The organism is Stenotrophomonas sp. 71799_Sma (genome assembly GCF_056482505.1).
Window position 1 is genome coordinate 2642084 of record NZ_CM151202.1, and the last position, 15064, is coordinate 2657147.

Sequence of the window (15064 nt, forward strand, 5' to 3'; positions counted from 1 at the left end):
GGACTCAGAAGCGCGCGGTGATGCCAAGCTTGATCGTGCGGCCCGGTGCCGGAAGCGTTGAGCGTGTTGCCGGGTCGACGTAATAGCGGTTGCCGAGATTGCTGCCGACCAGCTCGACGCTGGCGTGCTGGTTGAAGCGCCAGCGGGCGTAGGCATCCACCGTGGTGATGTTTCCCCAGGTGAAGGGCACGTTCTGCCAGAGCAGGCTGCTGCCCCCGGCGATCAGGCGGTCGCGGTAGGCCTGCAGGTCCGGATTGTCGTGCCGCTGGTAGTGCACGATGCGGCTGCCCAGCTCCAGGCGCTCATCGAACAGGCGGGTGCCGAGTGACCAGTTCACCGACAGCTTCGGCGTGGCCTGGGTCAGCAGATAGCCGCTGACGAAGCCATCCTGGACGCAGTTGGGCACCCGCCCCTGGTCCGCATCCAGCCGTACCGCCGAGCTTTCATCGCAGACTTCGTTTTCAAGGATGCGGCTGATGCCCAGATCGGTGAAGAAGCGCCGGTTGTCGAAGCGCGCCTGCAGCTCGATGCCGCGGATGGTCTGCTTGTCGATGTTGTCGAACATGAAGTACGCATCACGCTCGATGACATTGCGGGTCTTGTGCACGTAGTAGGCCAGCTTGACGTCGGCATCGGCGGTGTTGCCGAACAGCCCGGAAAGGTTGTGCACGTACCCCAGCTCGTAGTTGTAGGCATGCTCCGGCTTGAGTGGATACAGCGGATTGAGGCTGCTGGAGAACGCAATGGTGCTTTCGAACATGCTGGGGAAGCGCACCTCCTCGCTGTAGCGCAGATAGGCACGAGCGGCCGGCGAGAAACGCACCGTCGCCGAGAACGTCGGCAACCAGGCGTGATCGCGGTGCCGTTCGTTGCGCCCGGCCACCGACTGCATCGCCCCGCTCCCGATCCTGCAGCGGATGTCGGTGCCGAGGACCATCGGCAGCAGCCCGGGGATGGCGGCGACCTGGCCGTTGAGGCAGGGATTGGTGGCTCGGCTGTAGTTGCCGTTTGCATCGGGCAACCAGGGAACGCCGTGCTGGACCTCCCTGGGTGTCTCGTACTTGCGCAGCAGGTCGGCCAGCGACTGATCGACGATCCAGCCCATGCCGATGCTGTCCCAGAATTCCCGCTCGCTCTCGAGTGCGTCGATCTCGCCCTGCAGGCTGTCCGGCCGCGGTGGCAGTTCATTCACCCGGTACTGCGCTTCGCGCGGCACGATCGAGGTCGTCTGCAGTTCCGGGTGGGCCTGCAGGAAGTCGTCGAACGCCCAGTAACGGCTGTAACGCACGCCGGCATTGAGGGTCAGGAAGTCGACCGGACGCCATTCCAGCGTGAGGTAGCCCTCGCCCTCCTGGCGACGGCCGGCACGCGGGTACATGCGCCAGCCGTCGGACGGGCCGAAATACGGGTCGCGCGAACCGAGCTTCTCGTATTGCCAGTTGCCGCCCACGGTCAGGTCCAGGGTCGAATGCAGGGCGAAGCGGTTGCTCAGGGTCAGGCCGGTCCGGTCGTTGATCGCATTTGCCAGCGCGGTGTTGCGCAGAATCGGGCTGGCGCCGGCATTCCAGTCCGGATTGCCCGGGGCGAAGTTCGGAAAGCCGCCTGCGGTGTAGGTATCGCTGTCCGTCTCTGTGCGCCACAGGTTGGCGTAGAGGTCCAGCCAGCGGCTGCCGGCCGGCTGGAAGCGGTACTCCAGGTTCCAGGCATCGGACGCAACCCGGCTGAGCGGCCACTGGATGCGCCCATAGTCCGGTGCCGACAGGATGCGCGACGGCATGATCTCGCCGTAGTGCGACAGCGTTCGCCGCCAGGTCGCCTTCAACTGCTGGTCATCGTTGATCTGCCAGCTGCCCTTGACCAGCCAGGACTCCTGTTCGCTGGAAGTATTGGGCACTTCATCGCCGGGCTTGAAGTAGCGCGCCAGCGTGGTGATGTAGTCGATGCCCTGGTACTCGAACTGCTCGCGCCGGTCCTGGTCGTAGTAGGCGCTGCCCTGGGTCCCGGAGAAGTAGTTGCCGCGCTTGCGCCAGGCGTAGGCGGCCATCAGGTCGACGTTGTCGCCACGCACGCCCAGCGCCAGGCGCCAGGCCTGGTCCTCGCCATCGAGGGGGTTGTTGCCACTGCGCGACTTCACCGGCACCACCAGGGTGCGGTCGTCGTAGGGCGAGTTCGGCGAGCCCTGCGGAAACCCCGGCACGGTGCGGTAATCCTCGCCGGTGTGCAGCCGCGGCAGGCGTGGCGCCACCGCATTGCTGCTGCCTTCGATCTTCAGCTCCCCGCCGAAGCGCTCACCCGCTTCCACGATGTCATCGACGTCGATGGTCTTGATCACCAGCGCGCCACCGATCCCGCTGTGCACATCGCGCACCAGCCCTGGCCCCTTGATGACCTGGATGCCACCCATCAGGTTGGGATCGATGTAATTGCGGTTGCTGACGCCGTTATAGCCGCGCCAGACCGTGAGCGCCTGTTCGCCACCGTCGATGCTGACCGGCACCCGCCCCGGCCCCTGGATGCCGCGGATGTTGATGTCCAGCGCGCCGCTGTTGCGCGCATCGCCACTGAACACACCGACCAGATCCTTTACCACGTCGGCCGGGTTGGAGCCGCGATAGCGCTCCACCCGGTCGCGCCCCGAATACGCCGTGGTCAGGTCCAGCGCGAACACATCATCGTAGCCGCGCCGATCACGCGCCTCGCCCCCTTCCGACTGCAGGCGACCGGCCACGTCCAGTGTTTTGGTCACCCGCACCCCTTCCCCCTCACCCGCCTCCGCTGCGGCCCGCAGGCTCCAGGTACCGTCCATGCCGCGCTGTGCACGCACGCCGCTGCCGCGCAACAGCTGCTGCAGTGCCTGCATCTGGCTGTACTCACCACTCACTGCACTGGAGCGGCGGCCCTCCACCAGGTCACTGCGGAACACCACCTGCACATCGGCCTGGCGGCCAAAGGCACGCACGGCGTCGGCCAGGGGCTGTTCCGGAATGGTGTACTGGCGCAACGGTGCGACGACCACCGGTTGCGCCTGCACGGCCGGCACCCAGGCCAGCGGCAGCAATGCGGTGGAGATGGCAAGAGCCAGGACGGTGGCGCGACGATGACAGGCGGATGCCGTGGACGGCATGGACAGGAACTCCTCAAGCGTGGCGGAACCACGGGCACATCCAGTGCCGGTGGCATGTCTGGCTTGAGGAGAAACGGTGTTTCGCTCTGGCTATACCTCTATAGACAGCAGGGCACAGCGAGTGCCCACGGTTTTTTCATGTTTTTTTTCCATGTGGGGCGCTGTGCGCTGTGCCGCAGGCACCTCACCACACCACCAGCGCTCCGCCGGGCAAGCGCTGCACACGCAGTCCTGCCTGCGCGGCCACCGCATTGATGGCGGTCTCCGATTGCTGCAGGTGGAACAGGCCACTGACCCGCACGCTCGCGCCCTGCCCGCCCAGTACCCAGACCGGAGCACGACGGTAGCGCGCCAGATCGGCGATGGCCTGCGCGGCCAGCTGATCGTCGATCACTACCTCGCCACGCCGCCACGGCGCCATGGTCGCGGTATCTTCCAGCTGCACCGGCTGCAGCCAGCGACCGTCACGGAACACACGTGCCTGCCCGGCATGCAGGCGCTGCACACTGCCATCACCCGGGCGCACATCGACCCCGCCCTCGCTGACCTGGGTCAGGACCGTGGTGTCCTGCATCGACACGCTGAAGGCCGTGCCGATGTCACGGATCTGGCCGCCCGCCGCCTCCACCTGGAACGGGCGCGCCTCGTGCGCTACCTGGAACCAGGCCTGGCCGCGCAGCAGACGAAGGTGGCGCTGCTGGCCATCGAATTCAATCGCCAGTGCGGTGCCGGCGTCGAGTACCGCGGTGCTGCCGTCCTCCAACTGCACCATGCGCGGTGCATCGCTGCTGTGCAGGTCACTGCGTGCCAGCAGCAGCGCGTGTGGCGCAGCGGCAACCATCAGCACCACTGCGGCAGCACTGGCCAGCAGCCACGGCAGGCGGCGGCGCGACGCGAGCGGGCGCAGCCCCTGGCGGTCTTCGGTCAGTTCGGGCAGCGCGGCCAGCACCTCCGGCCCGGCGGCATCCAGCCCCTGCCAGAAGGCCTGCTGCTGGCGCCAGGCCAGCACATGCTGCGGATCGGCCCGCAGCCAGCGCTGCAGGGTTCGTTGCTGGCGTTCCGGCAGCGGGCCTGCACTGCACCGGATCACCCAGCGCAACGCCTGCCTGGCCTGACGCGGCGAGGGTTCGGACGTGGTCATGGTTGTGGCCTGCCGCACCGCGAACGGGTGCGCTTTCCTGTTGTGACAACGGCGGGCGCGATCTGCCCACGGCAATCGCAGCTCATCGGCGTGTTCCCTGCTGGTGCTGCTGGATCAGCAGCGCCGCGCGCAGCACGTATTTGCCCACCACGCTCTTGGAGATGCCGAGGCGGGTGGCGATCTCGCGCTCACTCAGGCCCAGGTATCGATTGAGCACAAAGCACTCGCGCACCTGTGCCGGCAAGGCAAGGATGGTCTGGGTGATCTCGCGCAGCTGTGCCTGGTCCAGCGCCTGTGCCTCACCGTCGTGGCCTGCATCGGCCATGTCGGTGGCGTACGCGGCCATTGCGCGCCGCTCGCGGGCGTCGGCCTGACTGCGGTTGAGCGCGTGGTGATAGGCCATCCGGTACAGATAGCCGCGCGGCTCCAGGATGGGCGGATCGCCGGGTACGCTGCTGGCCTTCAGGTACAGGTTCTGCAGCGTGTCCTCGGTACTGGCCGGGTCGAGGTAGCGCGCGATGAAGCGAGACAGCGCACGGCGCTCGCGGATCAGCAGTTCGACCAGCGCCAGGGCATTGGGAGACATAGGTGCCAAGGCCGGACCGGGGAATGATGGGCGTGATGGCGACGGTCCGGACGTGGATTGTGGGCTGCCGGGCCGCAGGCGGCAAGCCGCCGCCGCCCACATCATCCATGCAGGGCAGATCCGAGCATGGCTCGACGCCACAGTGGGATTGGCCGAACATGACTCGGCCCTACAGACAACAGGAGATCCCGATGGCCTACGCACGCATTGTTTCGACCGCCGACAACTACCTGCACCACATCAGCAATGGCAGCTTCGATGTGGATGCGGACGAGCCCGCCTCGCTGGGCGGCCAGGGCAAGGGTTTCGCACCGTTCGACCTGTACCTGGCCTCGCTGGCGGCATGCACCGCCATCACCCTGCGCATGTACGCGCAGCGCAAGGGCTGGGAGCTGGGCGAATTCCATGCCGAGCTGCGCTCGGAACGTGACGCGGATGGACGCTTCCACGTGCACCGCGTGCTGCATGCCAGCGCCGAGCTGAGCGATGCGCAGTGGCAGCGGTTGCTGGAGGTGGTGGAAAAGACCCCGGTGACCCTGGTGATGCGCGAAGGTGCACGCATCACCAGTGAGCGTGGGGCTGCAGCGTAACCCCATCCACGCATGGCGTGGATCTACAGACGACGCTCGCCGGGCATGGCCCGGCGCTACCGGAGCGGCGCGGGGCCATCGGGTAGCGCCGGGCCATGCCCGGCGGCCACTCAGCGCCGCGAATGCAGCACGGTGCGCTGGCGCATCGCGTTGAATTCCTGCTCCACCTGCTGGATGTCTTCGGCCTGGAACCCGGCCGCATCCAGCAGCTGGTCGGCGGCGGCCGCCGCCAGCGGATCATCGTCACGCTGGCGCCAGCAGCGCGCCGGCAGGAAATAGCCTACTTCGCTGCGCCCGCGCATGATCACCACAGGCCGGCCCGCATACAGCAGGAACTCGGCCAGGTGCTGGCGCAGCCCCTCCACTGAAACATAGGCCGGTCCCACACCCAGCATCTGGCTGGACGGTTCAGGACTCTCGAACAGCTTGCGACGGCTCATCCACTCCTCCTTTTGAACAACGCGTGGTCTCCCTTCCTTAGACGGGCGCATCGCTGCGCCCCCGCCACGCACGACGTGATCCGCATCACGCCCGCCACTCAGAACCCGGTATTGAACTCCAGCTGGAACACGTCGATCGACAACGGCGCACCGGACACTTCCTTGGCCGCCATCCACTTGCCGCTGATCCAGCTGCGCGCATCCAGCGCGTAGGCGCCGCCCACGTAGTAGCCACGGGCGTTGGTGCCGCCGAGGTGGAAGTTCGGGTCGTTGTACGCGTCCGGCAGCGCATCGGCCTCGATATGCTTGTAGCCCAGCAGCGCCTGCCACTGGCCCTTCTCCTTCAGGTCAGTGGCGCCGAAGGTGGCCTGCACCATCCAGGCGGTGTCGCCACTGCGGAAGGTATCGATGCTGGCGGCGCCACCGGCACCGTAGTTGTTGACGATGCCGTTGTTGGCGCGGCTGAACATGGCCTGCTTGTCGTAGGCCAGGTTGCGGATGTAGTCGCCATCCAGGCGCAGGCCGATGCCCTGGGCCAGCTGCGTATCCCAGCGCAGGTTGAGCGTGGCCAGGCGGAATGCCGAGGCCAGGCCGACATACTGCGGGGTCGGCGTGTTGGCCGGGTCCAGCGGATTGCGCGCGATGTCGCGGATCAGCATCAGGGTATTGCCCTTCTGCATGAACGCTGGGCGCGACCAGTCGGTATCGCAGCCCACCGCGCCCGCATATAGCGCGCACGGCGAGGACAGGCGGCCGCTGATGTTCTTGAAATCGTAGTAGCCCAGTGCGGCACGCAGCGCATTGTCGTCGTTGAAGCGCCAGTTCATGCCGACCTGTGCACCGGACAGCCACTTGTTCTCGTTCGGGGTCTTGACCCGGCTCTGGCTGGGCGCGCTGTCGGAGGTGTACTCCAGCGGTACCACGGCAAGGTTGGCGAACAGGCCGAGGTCACCACCGTCAAAGTCATGCTGCAGGTTGGCGGCCAGGCCGTCGAAGTTCAGGTCGTTGGAGAACAGCGTGTCGCTGGTCCAGAACGGATTGCCGAAGCGGCCGCCGCGCACCGTCACCCAGTCGGCCGGGCTGTAGGCCAGCCAGGCCTGGTCCAGCCACACGTCCTTCTTGCTCAGGCCACCGCCCAGCTGCTCGGTGGTCGACACCGGGCCATTGCTGCTGCCGCTGGCCAGGCGCACGCCGGCCGTGGTGTGCTGGCCGATGGTGGCCTCGATGCCCAGGCGGGCGCGGATGCGCCACAGGTTGCGGCGGTCCTGGCGGGTGTTCAGCAGCGGCGGCAGCTGCAGGTTGGTGTTGGTGTTGGTGTCGAAGCCGTTGCCGGAATTGATCGACGACCAGTTGCTCACGATGTCGCTGTTGCGCTCGGAATAGAAGCGCGACTCGCTGCGCACGCGCATGTCACCGGTCACCTTGATGCGCTTGGTCCACTCAGCCACTTCGTTCGGTGCCGCCCAGCCCTCGGACCTGGCCTGCGCCATCACGTCCTGGCGTACTTCGTCACGAATGCCGTCGCGCACGCTCTGCGGCACGTAGGGCACGCGCACGTCGCCGGCCTCCAGGGCCACGCCACCGCTGGCGGCCGAAGGTGCGGTGGTCGTAGTGCGCGATGCGGCCGCTGCTTCAGCCTCGGCCTGCACCAGCAGTGCCTGGCCGTCTTCTGGCTTCAGCGCGCCGCTGGCGATCAGGCCCTTGATCAGCTTGACCATGGTGGTTTCTGCGGCCATCGCACCGGCCGGGGTGGCCAGGCTGAGCAGCACGGCGCAGCACAGCAGCGCCCGTCGGGCCGGCCGCGGGCGGCGGGAGTCGGTTCGTGCGCGGACGTGGTCGTTCATCACGGTTCTCATCGAAAGAAGGGAAATCACGGAGGTCGGGAATCAGGCCCCGGGCCGGCGGCCCTGGATCAGCACGCGGGCGGGGAAATCGAGCGACGGCGGCGGTGCCTGGTCGACCTTGCCGATGCGTCGCAGCGCATCGAGCACGGCCGCGTCGGCCTCCTCGTTGCCACTGCCACGCACCAGTTCGACCTTTTCCAGGCGGCCATCGTTGGACAGCCACACATTCACCTGCAGCTGGAACGCCAGGCGCTTGACCTTGTCGTCGCGCGAGATCGCCTGCTGCATCAGGTAGCCGAGATAGCGCCCATAGGTGGCATTGCCGGCGCCGCCACGGCCCACGCCGGATGAACCGCCGCCACTGCCGGACTGGATGCCGAAGTTGTCACCACCGGCCTGCGCATCGGCATTCATCGTCACCGGGTCGGCGTTGTCCGGGGTCGGCGTCGGCTCTTCCGCCGGCGTCGGTTGATCCAGCGGCTCCGGCTCGGGAATGGTCTCTTCCGGCGGCGTCTCCGGCTCCGGTGGCTTTTCCGGCGGCGGTGGCGGCGGCGGAGGGGGGCGGCAATGCCAGCATCGGCGGCTGCACCACCGGCCTGCGGGTGCTGGCGGTGTCCTTGAACAGCATCCACCATACGGCGATGCCGAGCACCAGCAAGGCGGCCAGCACCAGCGCGACGGTCACCAGCAACTGACGACCGCGCATGCCGGGCTCCGGCCGAGGGGATTGATGGGCCGTCATGCCTCAGCCCTGCGCCTTGCCGGTGACCAGGCCAACCTGGGCCAGCTCCAGCCGCCGCAGCAGGTCCAGCACCTCGACGACGCGGGCGTACTGCACCTGCGCGTCACCGCGCACGATCACCGGGAAATCCGGCGTGGTCGCGCGCTCGGTGCGCAGGCGGTCTTCCAGCTCGGCCATCGTCACCGGATAGGCATCCAGGAACACCTGACCACTGGGGTCGATGGTGATCGCCTTGGTCTTCGGCTTCTCCAGTGCCACGCTGTTGCTGGCCTTCGGCAGGTTGACCTCGATGCCGGGGATGGAGGCGTTGCTGGTCAGGATGAAGATCACCAGCACCACCAGCAGCACGTCGACGAAGGGCGTTACGTTGATGCCCTTCTCGCGCTTCTTGATGCCGAACTTCGCCTTCTGGCCCATGGCGCGCCCCTCAGCCCTGGACCGCGGCCGGGCCGCGCCCGTCCTGCTCTTCGGCCAGGCGCGCGGCGAACTCGTCGATGAACACCGCCATGTCGGCGCCGATCGCCTCGGCACGTGCACCCAGGTAGTTGTAGCCGAACAGCGCCGGAATCGCGACGCCGAGGCCGGCTGCGGTACACAGCAGCGCCGCGGCCATGCCCGGTGCCACCGAATTGATGTCCACCGCGCCGGCCATCGCCGCCACCACGAACACCAGCATGATGCCGATCACGGTACCGAACAGCCCCACGTACGGCGCGCCTTCGATGGTGGTCGACAGCCAGTTCATGCGCCGTGCCATCGCTTCCTGCTCGCGCACCATCACCGCATCCATCGAGGCGCGGATCGCGGCGATGGTGGCGCCACTGAGGTAACCGCTGTTGCCATCGCGCTGGTGGCGCTGCTGCATTTCATCGATGGCCACCTGGTAGATCCGCCACAGCGAACCGTCGTGCATCGCGGTCGGCGCCTTGCCCTGGCGGTCCATGTCGGACAGGGTGCGCAGCGGCACGCCGGACAACTTGCCGAAGCTCTCGGTGAACACCGCGTTGGCCTTGCTGGTGCGGCCGAAGTGGCGCCCCTTGGCGATCATGATCGCCCACGACAGCAGCATCATCAGGCCGAGGATCGCCACCACCACCCAGGCGTCGAACGGCATTGCCTTGAGGATGAAGGCGAAGTGGCTCTGACCGGCGGACTGCTCGTCGGCACCGTAGCTGATCAGGCGCGAGTCGGCGCCCTGTGCGGTGGCATCGGCCAGCAGCAGTGCCGCCGGTCGTGCCACGCGCGAGATACGCAGCTCATCCAGTGCGCCCTCGAAATTGGCCAGCGGCTGCATCGCGCCAGGAGCATCGGCGCCCACCACCGGGGCGGTGCCCAGCGCCGGCAATTCGCCGCTCAGCTGTGCGACCACGCGGCCATTGAGGTACAGCTGCAGAGCGCCCTTCTCCGCAGTCAGCGCCACATGCGCCCACTGCCCTTCCGGAATCGGCTGTGCCGGCGTGCTGCGCTGGCCATTGAGCTGCACGAACGGCACCCGGTTCTCGATGCCCAGCACCAGTTCGGAAGCACCGTCACGACGGGCGTAGATCGCCTGTGCGGCGTTGTTGCTGCCCGGCTTGATCCAGGCCGAGACGGTGAGCGGCGCGCCCGCCTCCTGCGCAAGCGATGCGCTGGCCGGCAGCGGCAGCGGGGCTGCGCCCAACTGAACGCCACGGCCGATCACCGAGCCTTCCGACGGCGGCGCCACGGCCCCAGCGTTGTTTCCATAGGCGGTGGTGTCGCGGGCCGGCGCATTGGCCTCGGCAAAGTGGTAGACCAGCGTGTAGTCCGGGTCGAACACCTGCTGGCCATTGCCGCTGGCCGGGGCCTTCTCGTTGCCGTAGTACATCCAGATCGTCTGCGGTGCTGCGGCGCTGACCGCCGGTACGTCCACCCAGACCAGGGCCAGGCCCAGCTTGGGATCGAACTGTTCGATCTGGTGGGCCAGCACGGTGCGGCCATCACCCGAGACGAAGCGCAGGTCGTTGCCCGCTTCCTGGGTGCCGTCGAAACCGAAGTTGCCGGTATGCAGGCGCAGCAGCAGCGGCGTGCGACCCGGGTCACCGGCCAGGCCCGCGCCCTGCGGGCCGGCGTCGACGGTGATCGGCTTGCGGTATTTCCATTCGGCCTGCCACCAATTGGCATCGGCCGCAGCGACCGGCAGCGCAACCAGCGCGGCCAGCAGCAACAACACTCGGGAAAGCAAACGGTCCATGCGAAGGGTCTCCGGAGAACGCATGTTCAAGGGAAGGGTCAGTAGCTGGTGCTGATGTTGAAATGCAGGCGCGGGTCGTCCTTGCGCGTGACCGGGCCATCGGCATAAGGCCAGGCGTAGTCCAGGCGCAGTTGCAGGTGTTCGCCGAGGCGCATCTGCGCGCCCAGGCCGACCGAGGCCAGGTTGTACTTGTCACGCTGCTCGGGCAGCGGCTGGCGCAGGCGCAGGTAGGCCGCGTCTGCAAAGCTGTAGACGCGCAGATCAGTGCCGCTCCACAGCGACCACGCCGGGGTGCGCCATTCCAGGCTGGCCAGGCCGCCGTAGTCGCCGATCGCCTCGGCCGACAGATAGCCGCGCACGGTGTACATGCCACCGGCGGCAAACTGCTCGGCCGACACCAGCGGCGCGTCGGTCACCTGCAGCAAGCCACGTGCGTACCACTGCCAGTCGTTGCCGAAGGTGTGGGTGTTGGCCACGTCGGCCTTGAAGGCCACGAAGCTCGGGTCGGCCCAATAGCGCTTCTGGCCGAAGGCGGTGGCGTCGCTGCCGTAGCCGAACAGGCGGCGGGTGCCGGCAACCAGCTGTGTGTTGATGCTCAGCTGATCCTGCTCGCCCTGGCGCACGCCCACGAAGGCCAGCGTGATAGGCGCGTACTTCAGCGGCGTCTTCAGGCTGTCCTTGCCCATCTGGGTATCTTCCTCGGTGTCCTTGAAATCCACACCAAGGCTGAGCTGGCGCCACCACTGACTGCTGCCCGCCAGGCGGTAATTCAGCTTGACACCGATTGAATGGCCATTGCCGATCACATTGGTACCGCTGCCGGCGCCGCCCTGCCCACCCGCGTTCAGCACGCGGCTGTCGGATTTGTAGCCGGACGCTTCCAGGCTCCACGGCGTGCCTTCGAACGGCATCGTGTACGAGGCCGAGAACACCTTGGCCTGTTTGGTGTCTTCCGGTGCCAGATACACGCCGATGTTGGCGCTGTGCCCGCGCTTCCACAGGTTGTCGTAGGCCAGCGATGCACTCAGGCGCAGCTTCTCGGTGTCGGCGCTGTGGTCATTGTTGAGTGACGCGCTGGCACGCCACGGCGACTTTTCTTCGACCTGCAGGTCCACATCCATCGTGCCCGGCACCTGGCCTTCGCGCACCAGCGGCATCACCTGGCGACGCCCGCCCTCATTCAGCGCGGTCAGTTCTTTCTGGGCCTGGTCGAAGTCCGGTACCTTGCCTTCCGCCAGCGCTGGTACGCGTTCGCGGATGCGCTCGGGCGATTCGTGCTTCGTTCCCACGACCCGCAGCTGGCCGATCGGTGTCTGCTGTACCTTCAGCAGCACCACGCCACCACTGACCTGCTGCTCGGGAAGCTCCACATAGACCGACTGGTAGCCCGCCTGCTGGTACAGCGCATTGACTGCATCGCGTGCCTTCTCGACATCGGCCAGGGTCTTTCCCGGGCCGAGGAAGGGCTCGACCGCGCGCTCGATCTGGCGCGGATCGAGCACGGTATTGCCACGTACGATGTATTCATTGATGTTCACGCTGGGCGCAGGCGCTGCCTCCTGCGCGAACAACGGCAGCGGCATCGCGGCCAGGGCCAGCACCAAGGGATGCAGGCGCAAGGGAAGGCGGACGGCTCGGCACGGAACAGGAGTCATCGAAGGCATCGCGTCGTATCGAAGGTAATGGCCATGGAGCGGCGCGTGGGTCTACCAACAGGACGTGCACGCCGCGTCAAAACCGCCAACAGTTTTATGACAGCACTGTCATCTTTTGACAGCGCCGCAACGCACGCAGGCGGACCCTGCCTTCGCCACACGTCTTCATTGCAGAACGTCGATTGCCGCGGGAAGTTCGAGATGCGTGAATCATTGATAATGGAGCTGCGCGCTGCCCTCACCCTTGCGTTGCTGCTGGTGTTGGCCCCGCTTCGCGCCGACGAGGCGAAGAAGCAGGAAGGCGCCGCGCCCTGCATCGAAGTACAGGTCAATGGCGAGCGCATTCCGGCCTGGGACTGCCTGCAGCGCAAACTTGCGCCGGCATCGAAAACGGCGAAATCACCGGCGCTGCCGGAGGCCGAACGCCTGATGCGGCAGCCCGGCAACCAACTGATGCAGTACAACCTGGAAGGCACACGACAGCGCATGGGCGAGGCCTTTGGTCGTTCGGTGGTACCGCAGCGCCCGGCGCGCTGAGCCTGCACAGTCGCGGTGCAAAGCCCCAGCCCGGCAGGATTCTGTAGCGTCGAGCCATGCTCGACTGTTTTTCCAGGCGCAGCCGAGCGTAGGCTCGGCTCTACAGTGCGGCCGGCACGATGCCATCGATCGGCACCGGCGGCAGCTCAGGCACCGGCAAGCTGCGCGATTGCCCGGCCTGGTTCAGTTCCACCGCGCTGGCACTGATGCTGGCCAGCACCGTGCAAGGTCCGAGCCGTTGGCCGGGCGCATACGCTTCCGCCGGGCGTCCATCCACCGAGAGCAGGGCCAATGGCGCATGGTCACCGGCCATCACGCCCAGCACCACCACCTCGGTCTGCACTGCACCGGGGGACAGCAGCCGCACCAGCGGCAGGCTAGCCACTGCATCGAACATCGGCCGTACCGGCGCCACGGCCTTCGCCTCGCTGGCCGCGGCCGCTGGCGCCACGGCAGACAGGGTGACACCCCAATAGGCCACCACGGCCAGCAGCAGCGTCGCCGCCAGCAGGGTCAGTATGCGATTGCGATCCCAGCGCCTGCCATCCATGTTCCGCACCACCGCCACGTTCGTGTCCGCCCACGCTAGCAGCTGTGGCTGACGCTTTTGTTTCATCATGCCGGCCTACGCTGGCAGCTATCGACCCGGACAGGAGGCAACGTCGATGCAGCGCGTGCCGCGTGGTTTCACCCTGCTGGAACTGATGGTGGTGCTGGTGATCATCGGCATCTGCACGGCCGGAATCGGGCTGGGCCTGGGCAGCCTGCTCGACCCGGGCCGGCAGCTGCGGCAGGAAGCCGAGCGGTTGGCGCAGCGCCTGCAGGTGGCGCGCGATGAGGCGCGCATCGATGGCCGCCCCCTGCGTTGGCAGGCCGACGCCAACGGCTATCGTTTCAGCCGCCGCGAAGGCAGCGGTTGGGTGACCGTTGAACACGATGATCTGCTGCGTCCGCAGAAGTGGCAGGCAACGGGCATTGCGGTGCAGCCCGCCAACCCCATTGAGCTGAGCCCGGAGTGGATCGGTATCGCCTGGGAGCTTGGATTGTCGCTGGAGGGTCGCAAACTGCGCCTTCGTGATGATGGCAGCGGACAGTTGCAGGTCGTGCAATGAAGCAGGCGGCGCGCGGATTCACCCTGATCGAAGTGCTGATCGCATTGGCGATCGTATCGATTGCACTGGCGGCGGTGATGCGCTCGGTGGCAGTGGCGACCGACGATCAGTCACGGCTGCGTGATCGTCGCCTGGCACTGTTGTGTGCGCAGGATCGCTGGCAGGAACTGCGCCTGAGCGGACAGGCACCGCAGGATGCCCGGCAACGCTGTGTGCAGGGGCGCAGCAGCTTCCTGGTGCTTCAGCATCTGGGCACGGGCAACGATGGCCAGCCGCAGGTGGAACTGAGTGTGGTTGCCGAGGACGCTCCTCGGCAGTCGCTGGCGCGGATGCAGTTGCCATGGACGGCGGCGCAATGAGGCGCGCCGTCCGCGGCTTCACCCTGATCGAGGTGATGATTGCGATCACCATCATGGGCGTACTGGCACTGATCTGCTGGCGGGCGCTCGACAGCGTGGCCAACAGCGACCAGCGCCTGCGCCAGGCCGATGCCGAGACCACGACGGCGCTGCGCGTGCTGCAGCAGTTCCAGCGTGATATCGAAATGCGCGCAGACGATGCGTTGATGAATGGTGCAGTGCGGCCGGCCGATCAACCGCAGCGGCTGCTGCCGCCTTCGCTGGTGAGCGAGCGGCATCCGGATGGGAGCTTCGCGCTGGAGATCACCCGCAGTGTCGGCAGCGATGGGCTGCGCTGGCAGCGGGTGCGCTGGTGGCGGCAGGGAAGTACGCTTTGGCGGGCCAGCGGCGCAGCGACGGATCGGTATCCCCTGCCGGCGCCGGATCTGTCGAAGGGCATTGCCGTGGCGCGCGAGGTACAGCGGTTCGAGGTGCGGGCCTGGCAGCCAGGAACGGGATGGGCCGTGTTGCCGAGCGAAGGCGAGGTAATGCCGGCCACCGGACTTGAACTGCGGTTGGGCCTGCGCGATGGGCGTGGGCCGCTGAGTTACCGGCGGGTGCTGGAGCTTTAGGATTCTTCCCAGGCAAGGCATCCACGCACGGCGTGGATCTACGGTGGGTGCCGACCGTGCCTTGGTGGGTGCCGACCGTTGGTCGGCATTGTTGTTGGCTCCGGAATCCGC

Annotated in this window: 14 protein-coding genes and 1 pseudogene; 5 read left to right on the forward strand and 10 right to left on the reverse strand. The window is 67.0% G+C overall.

The window, feature by feature from the left end:
• Positions 1-4 precede the first annotated feature (4 nt).
• The 3 genes from ACZK4Z_RS12270 to ACZK4Z_RS12280 form a co-directional block, all read right to left on the reverse strand.
• The gene (locus ACZK4Z_RS12270; RefSeq protein ID WP_478450848.1) at positions 5-3124 is read right to left on the reverse strand and encodes a TonB-dependent receptor; all 3120 of its coding nucleotides are present in this window, start codon (positions 3122-3124) and stop codon (positions 5-7) included.
• Between the two features lie 184 nt (positions 3125-3308).
• On the reverse strand, positions 3309-4265 hold the full coding sequence (locus ACZK4Z_RS12275) for a FecR family protein (protein WP_430371388.1): 957 nt from the start codon (positions 4263-4265) through the stop codon (positions 3309-3311).
• Positions 4266-4347: 82 nt separating this feature from the next.
• Positions 4348-4851, reverse strand: a complete 504-nt coding sequence (locus tag ACZK4Z_RS12280) for an RNA polymerase sigma factor (RefSeq protein ID WP_010485363.1) — start codon at positions 4849-4851, stop codon at positions 4348-4350.
• 191 nt (positions 4852-5042) lie between these two features.
• Here ACZK4Z_RS12280 and ACZK4Z_RS12285 point away from each other — a divergent pair, with 191 nt between their 5' ends.
• Complete coding sequence (locus tag ACZK4Z_RS12285) at positions 5043-5441, forward strand: OsmC family protein (RefSeq protein WP_049480979.1); 399 nt, start codon at positions 5043-5045, stop codon at positions 5439-5441.
• A 110-nt stretch (positions 5442-5551) separates the two neighbouring features.
• Here the strand turns inward: ACZK4Z_RS12285 and ACZK4Z_RS12290 are convergent, their stop codons facing one another.
• The 6 genes and pseudogenes from ACZK4Z_RS12290 to ACZK4Z_RS12315 all read right to left on the reverse strand — a co-directional run bounded on the left by ACZK4Z_RS12290 (position 5552) and on the right by ACZK4Z_RS12315 (position 12334).
• Entirely contained in the window at positions 5552-5881 is a 330-nt protein-coding gene (locus tag ACZK4Z_RS12290; protein ID WP_005409871.1) for a hypothetical protein, read from the reverse strand.
• 98 nt (positions 5882-5979) lie between these two features.
• Complete coding sequence (locus ACZK4Z_RS12295) at positions 5980-7725, reverse strand: putative porin (RefSeq protein ID WP_053443144.1); 1746 nt, start codon at positions 7723-7725, stop codon at positions 5980-5982.
• Between the two features lie 42 nt (positions 7726-7767).
• Positions 7768-8431 (reverse strand): annotated as a pseudogene (gene tolA / locus ACZK4Z_RS12300) (cell envelope integrity protein TolA).
• Positions 8432-8470: 39 nt separating this feature from the next.
• Entirely contained in the window at positions 8471-8884 is a 414-nt protein-coding gene (locus ACZK4Z_RS12305; RefSeq protein ID WP_005409874.1) for an ExbD/TolR family protein, read from the reverse strand.
• Between the two features lie 10 nt (positions 8885-8894).
• Positions 8895-10679: a DUF2341 domain-containing protein gene (locus ACZK4Z_RS12310; RefSeq protein ID WP_049480972.1), complete on the reverse strand. Its 1785-nt coding sequence runs from the start codon at positions 10677-10679 to the stop codon at positions 8895-8897.
• A 38-nt stretch (positions 10680-10717) separates the two neighbouring features.
• A complete protein-coding gene (locus ACZK4Z_RS12315) occupies positions 10718-12334 on the reverse strand; it encodes a ShlB/FhaC/HecB family hemolysin secretion/activation protein (protein ID WP_191849470.1) in 1617 nt (538 codons plus the stop codon).
• A gap of 201 nt (positions 12335-12535) precedes the next feature.
• Between ACZK4Z_RS12315 and ACZK4Z_RS12320 the strand changes: the two genes are divergently transcribed.
• A complete protein-coding gene (locus tag ACZK4Z_RS12320; protein WP_043396218.1) occupies positions 12536-12871 on the forward strand; it encodes a hypothetical protein in 336 nt (111 codons plus the stop codon).
• Between the two features lie 100 nt (positions 12872-12971).
• On the opposite strand, the gene ACZK4Z_RS12325 is transcribed toward ACZK4Z_RS12320, so the two are convergent.
• Positions 12972-13421 carry a general secretion pathway protein gene (locus ACZK4Z_RS12325; protein ID WP_043396221.1) on the reverse strand — a complete coding sequence of 150 codons (450 nt, stop codon included), beginning with the start codon at positions 13419-13421 and terminating at the stop codon, positions 12972-12974.
• Between the two features lie 115 nt (positions 13422-13536).
• Here ACZK4Z_RS12325 and gspH point away from each other — a divergent pair, with 115 nt between their 5' ends.
• Genes gspH through ACZK4Z_RS12340 form a run of 3 tightly spaced genes read left to right on the forward strand, consistent with a single transcriptional unit; the run spans position 13537 to position 14953 of the window.
• Positions 13537-13983 (forward strand): type II secretion system minor pseudopilin GspH, encoded by a 447-nt coding sequence (gspH, locus tag ACZK4Z_RS12330; RefSeq protein WP_010485346.1) that lies wholly within the window; start codon positions 13537-13539, stop codon positions 13981-13983.
• On the forward strand, positions 13980-14342 hold the full coding sequence (gspI, locus tag ACZK4Z_RS12335) for a type II secretion system minor pseudopilin GspI (protein WP_010485344.1): 363 nt from the start codon (positions 13980-13982) through the stop codon (positions 14340-14342). The genes gspH and gspI overlap by 4 nt, the downstream gene beginning before the upstream one ends.
• Positions 14339-14953 (forward strand): prepilin-type N-terminal cleavage/methylation domain-containing protein, encoded by a 615-nt coding sequence (locus tag ACZK4Z_RS12340; RefSeq protein WP_019337766.1) that lies wholly within the window; start codon positions 14339-14341, stop codon positions 14951-14953. Before gspI ends, ACZK4Z_RS12340 begins: the two co-directional genes overlap by 4 nt.
• Positions 14954-15064: the final 111 nt, after the last annotated feature.

What these genes read in the sequence shown, in the direction of transcription:
- ACZK4Z_RS12270 (WP_478450848.1), bottom strand. Translation starts at nt 3,124, where the DNA reads ATGCCGTCCACGGCATCCGCCTGTCATCGTCGCGCCACCGTCCTGGCT.
- ACZK4Z_RS12275 (WP_430371388.1), bottom strand. Translation starts at nt 4,265, where the DNA reads ATGACCACGTCCGAACCCTCGCCGCGTCAGGCCAGGCAGGCGTTGCGC.
- ACZK4Z_RS12280 (WP_010485363.1), bottom strand. Translation starts at nt 4,851, where the DNA reads ATGTCTCCCAATGCCCTGGCGCTGGTCGAACTGCTGATCCGCGAGCGC.
- ACZK4Z_RS12285 (WP_049480979.1), top strand. Translation starts at nt 5,043, where the DNA reads ATGGCCTACGCACGCATTGTTTCGACCGCCGACAACTACCTGCACCAC.
- ACZK4Z_RS12290 (WP_005409871.1), bottom strand. Translation starts at nt 5,881, where the DNA reads ATGAGCCGTCGCAAGCTGTTCGAGAGTCCTGAACCGTCCAGCCAGATG.
- ACZK4Z_RS12295 (WP_053443144.1), bottom strand. Translation starts at nt 7,725, where the DNA reads ATGAACGACCACGTCCGCGCACGAACCGACTCCCGCCGCCCGCGGCCG.
- ACZK4Z_RS12305 (WP_005409874.1), bottom strand. Translation starts at nt 8,884, where the DNA reads ATGGGCCAGAAGGCGAAGTTCGGCATCAAGAAGCGCGAGAAGGGCATC.
- ACZK4Z_RS12310 (WP_049480972.1), bottom strand. Translation starts at nt 10,679, where the DNA reads ATGGACCGTTTGCTTTCCCGAGTGTTGTTGCTGCTGGCCGCGCTGGTT.
- ACZK4Z_RS12315 (WP_191849470.1), bottom strand. Translation starts at nt 12,334, where the DNA reads ATGACTCCTGTTCCGTGCCGAGCCGTCCGCCTTCCCTTGCGCCTGCAT.
- ACZK4Z_RS12320 (WP_043396218.1), top strand. Translation starts at nt 12,536, where the DNA reads ATGCGTGAATCATTGATAATGGAGCTGCGCGCTGCCCTCACCCTTGCG.
- ACZK4Z_RS12325 (WP_043396221.1), bottom strand. Translation starts at nt 13,421, where the DNA reads ATGGATGGCAGGCGCTGGGATCGCAATCGCATACTGACCCTGCTGGCG.
- gspH (WP_010485346.1), top strand. Translation starts at nt 13,537, where the DNA reads ATGCAGCGCGTGCCGCGTGGTTTCACCCTGCTGGAACTGATGGTGGTG.
- gspI (WP_010485344.1), top strand. Translation starts at nt 13,980, where the DNA reads ATGAAGCAGGCGGCGCGCGGATTCACCCTGATCGAAGTGCTGATCGCA.
- ACZK4Z_RS12340 (WP_019337766.1), top strand. Translation starts at nt 14,339, where the DNA reads ATGAGGCGCGCCGTCCGCGGCTTCACCCTGATCGAGGTGATGATTGCG.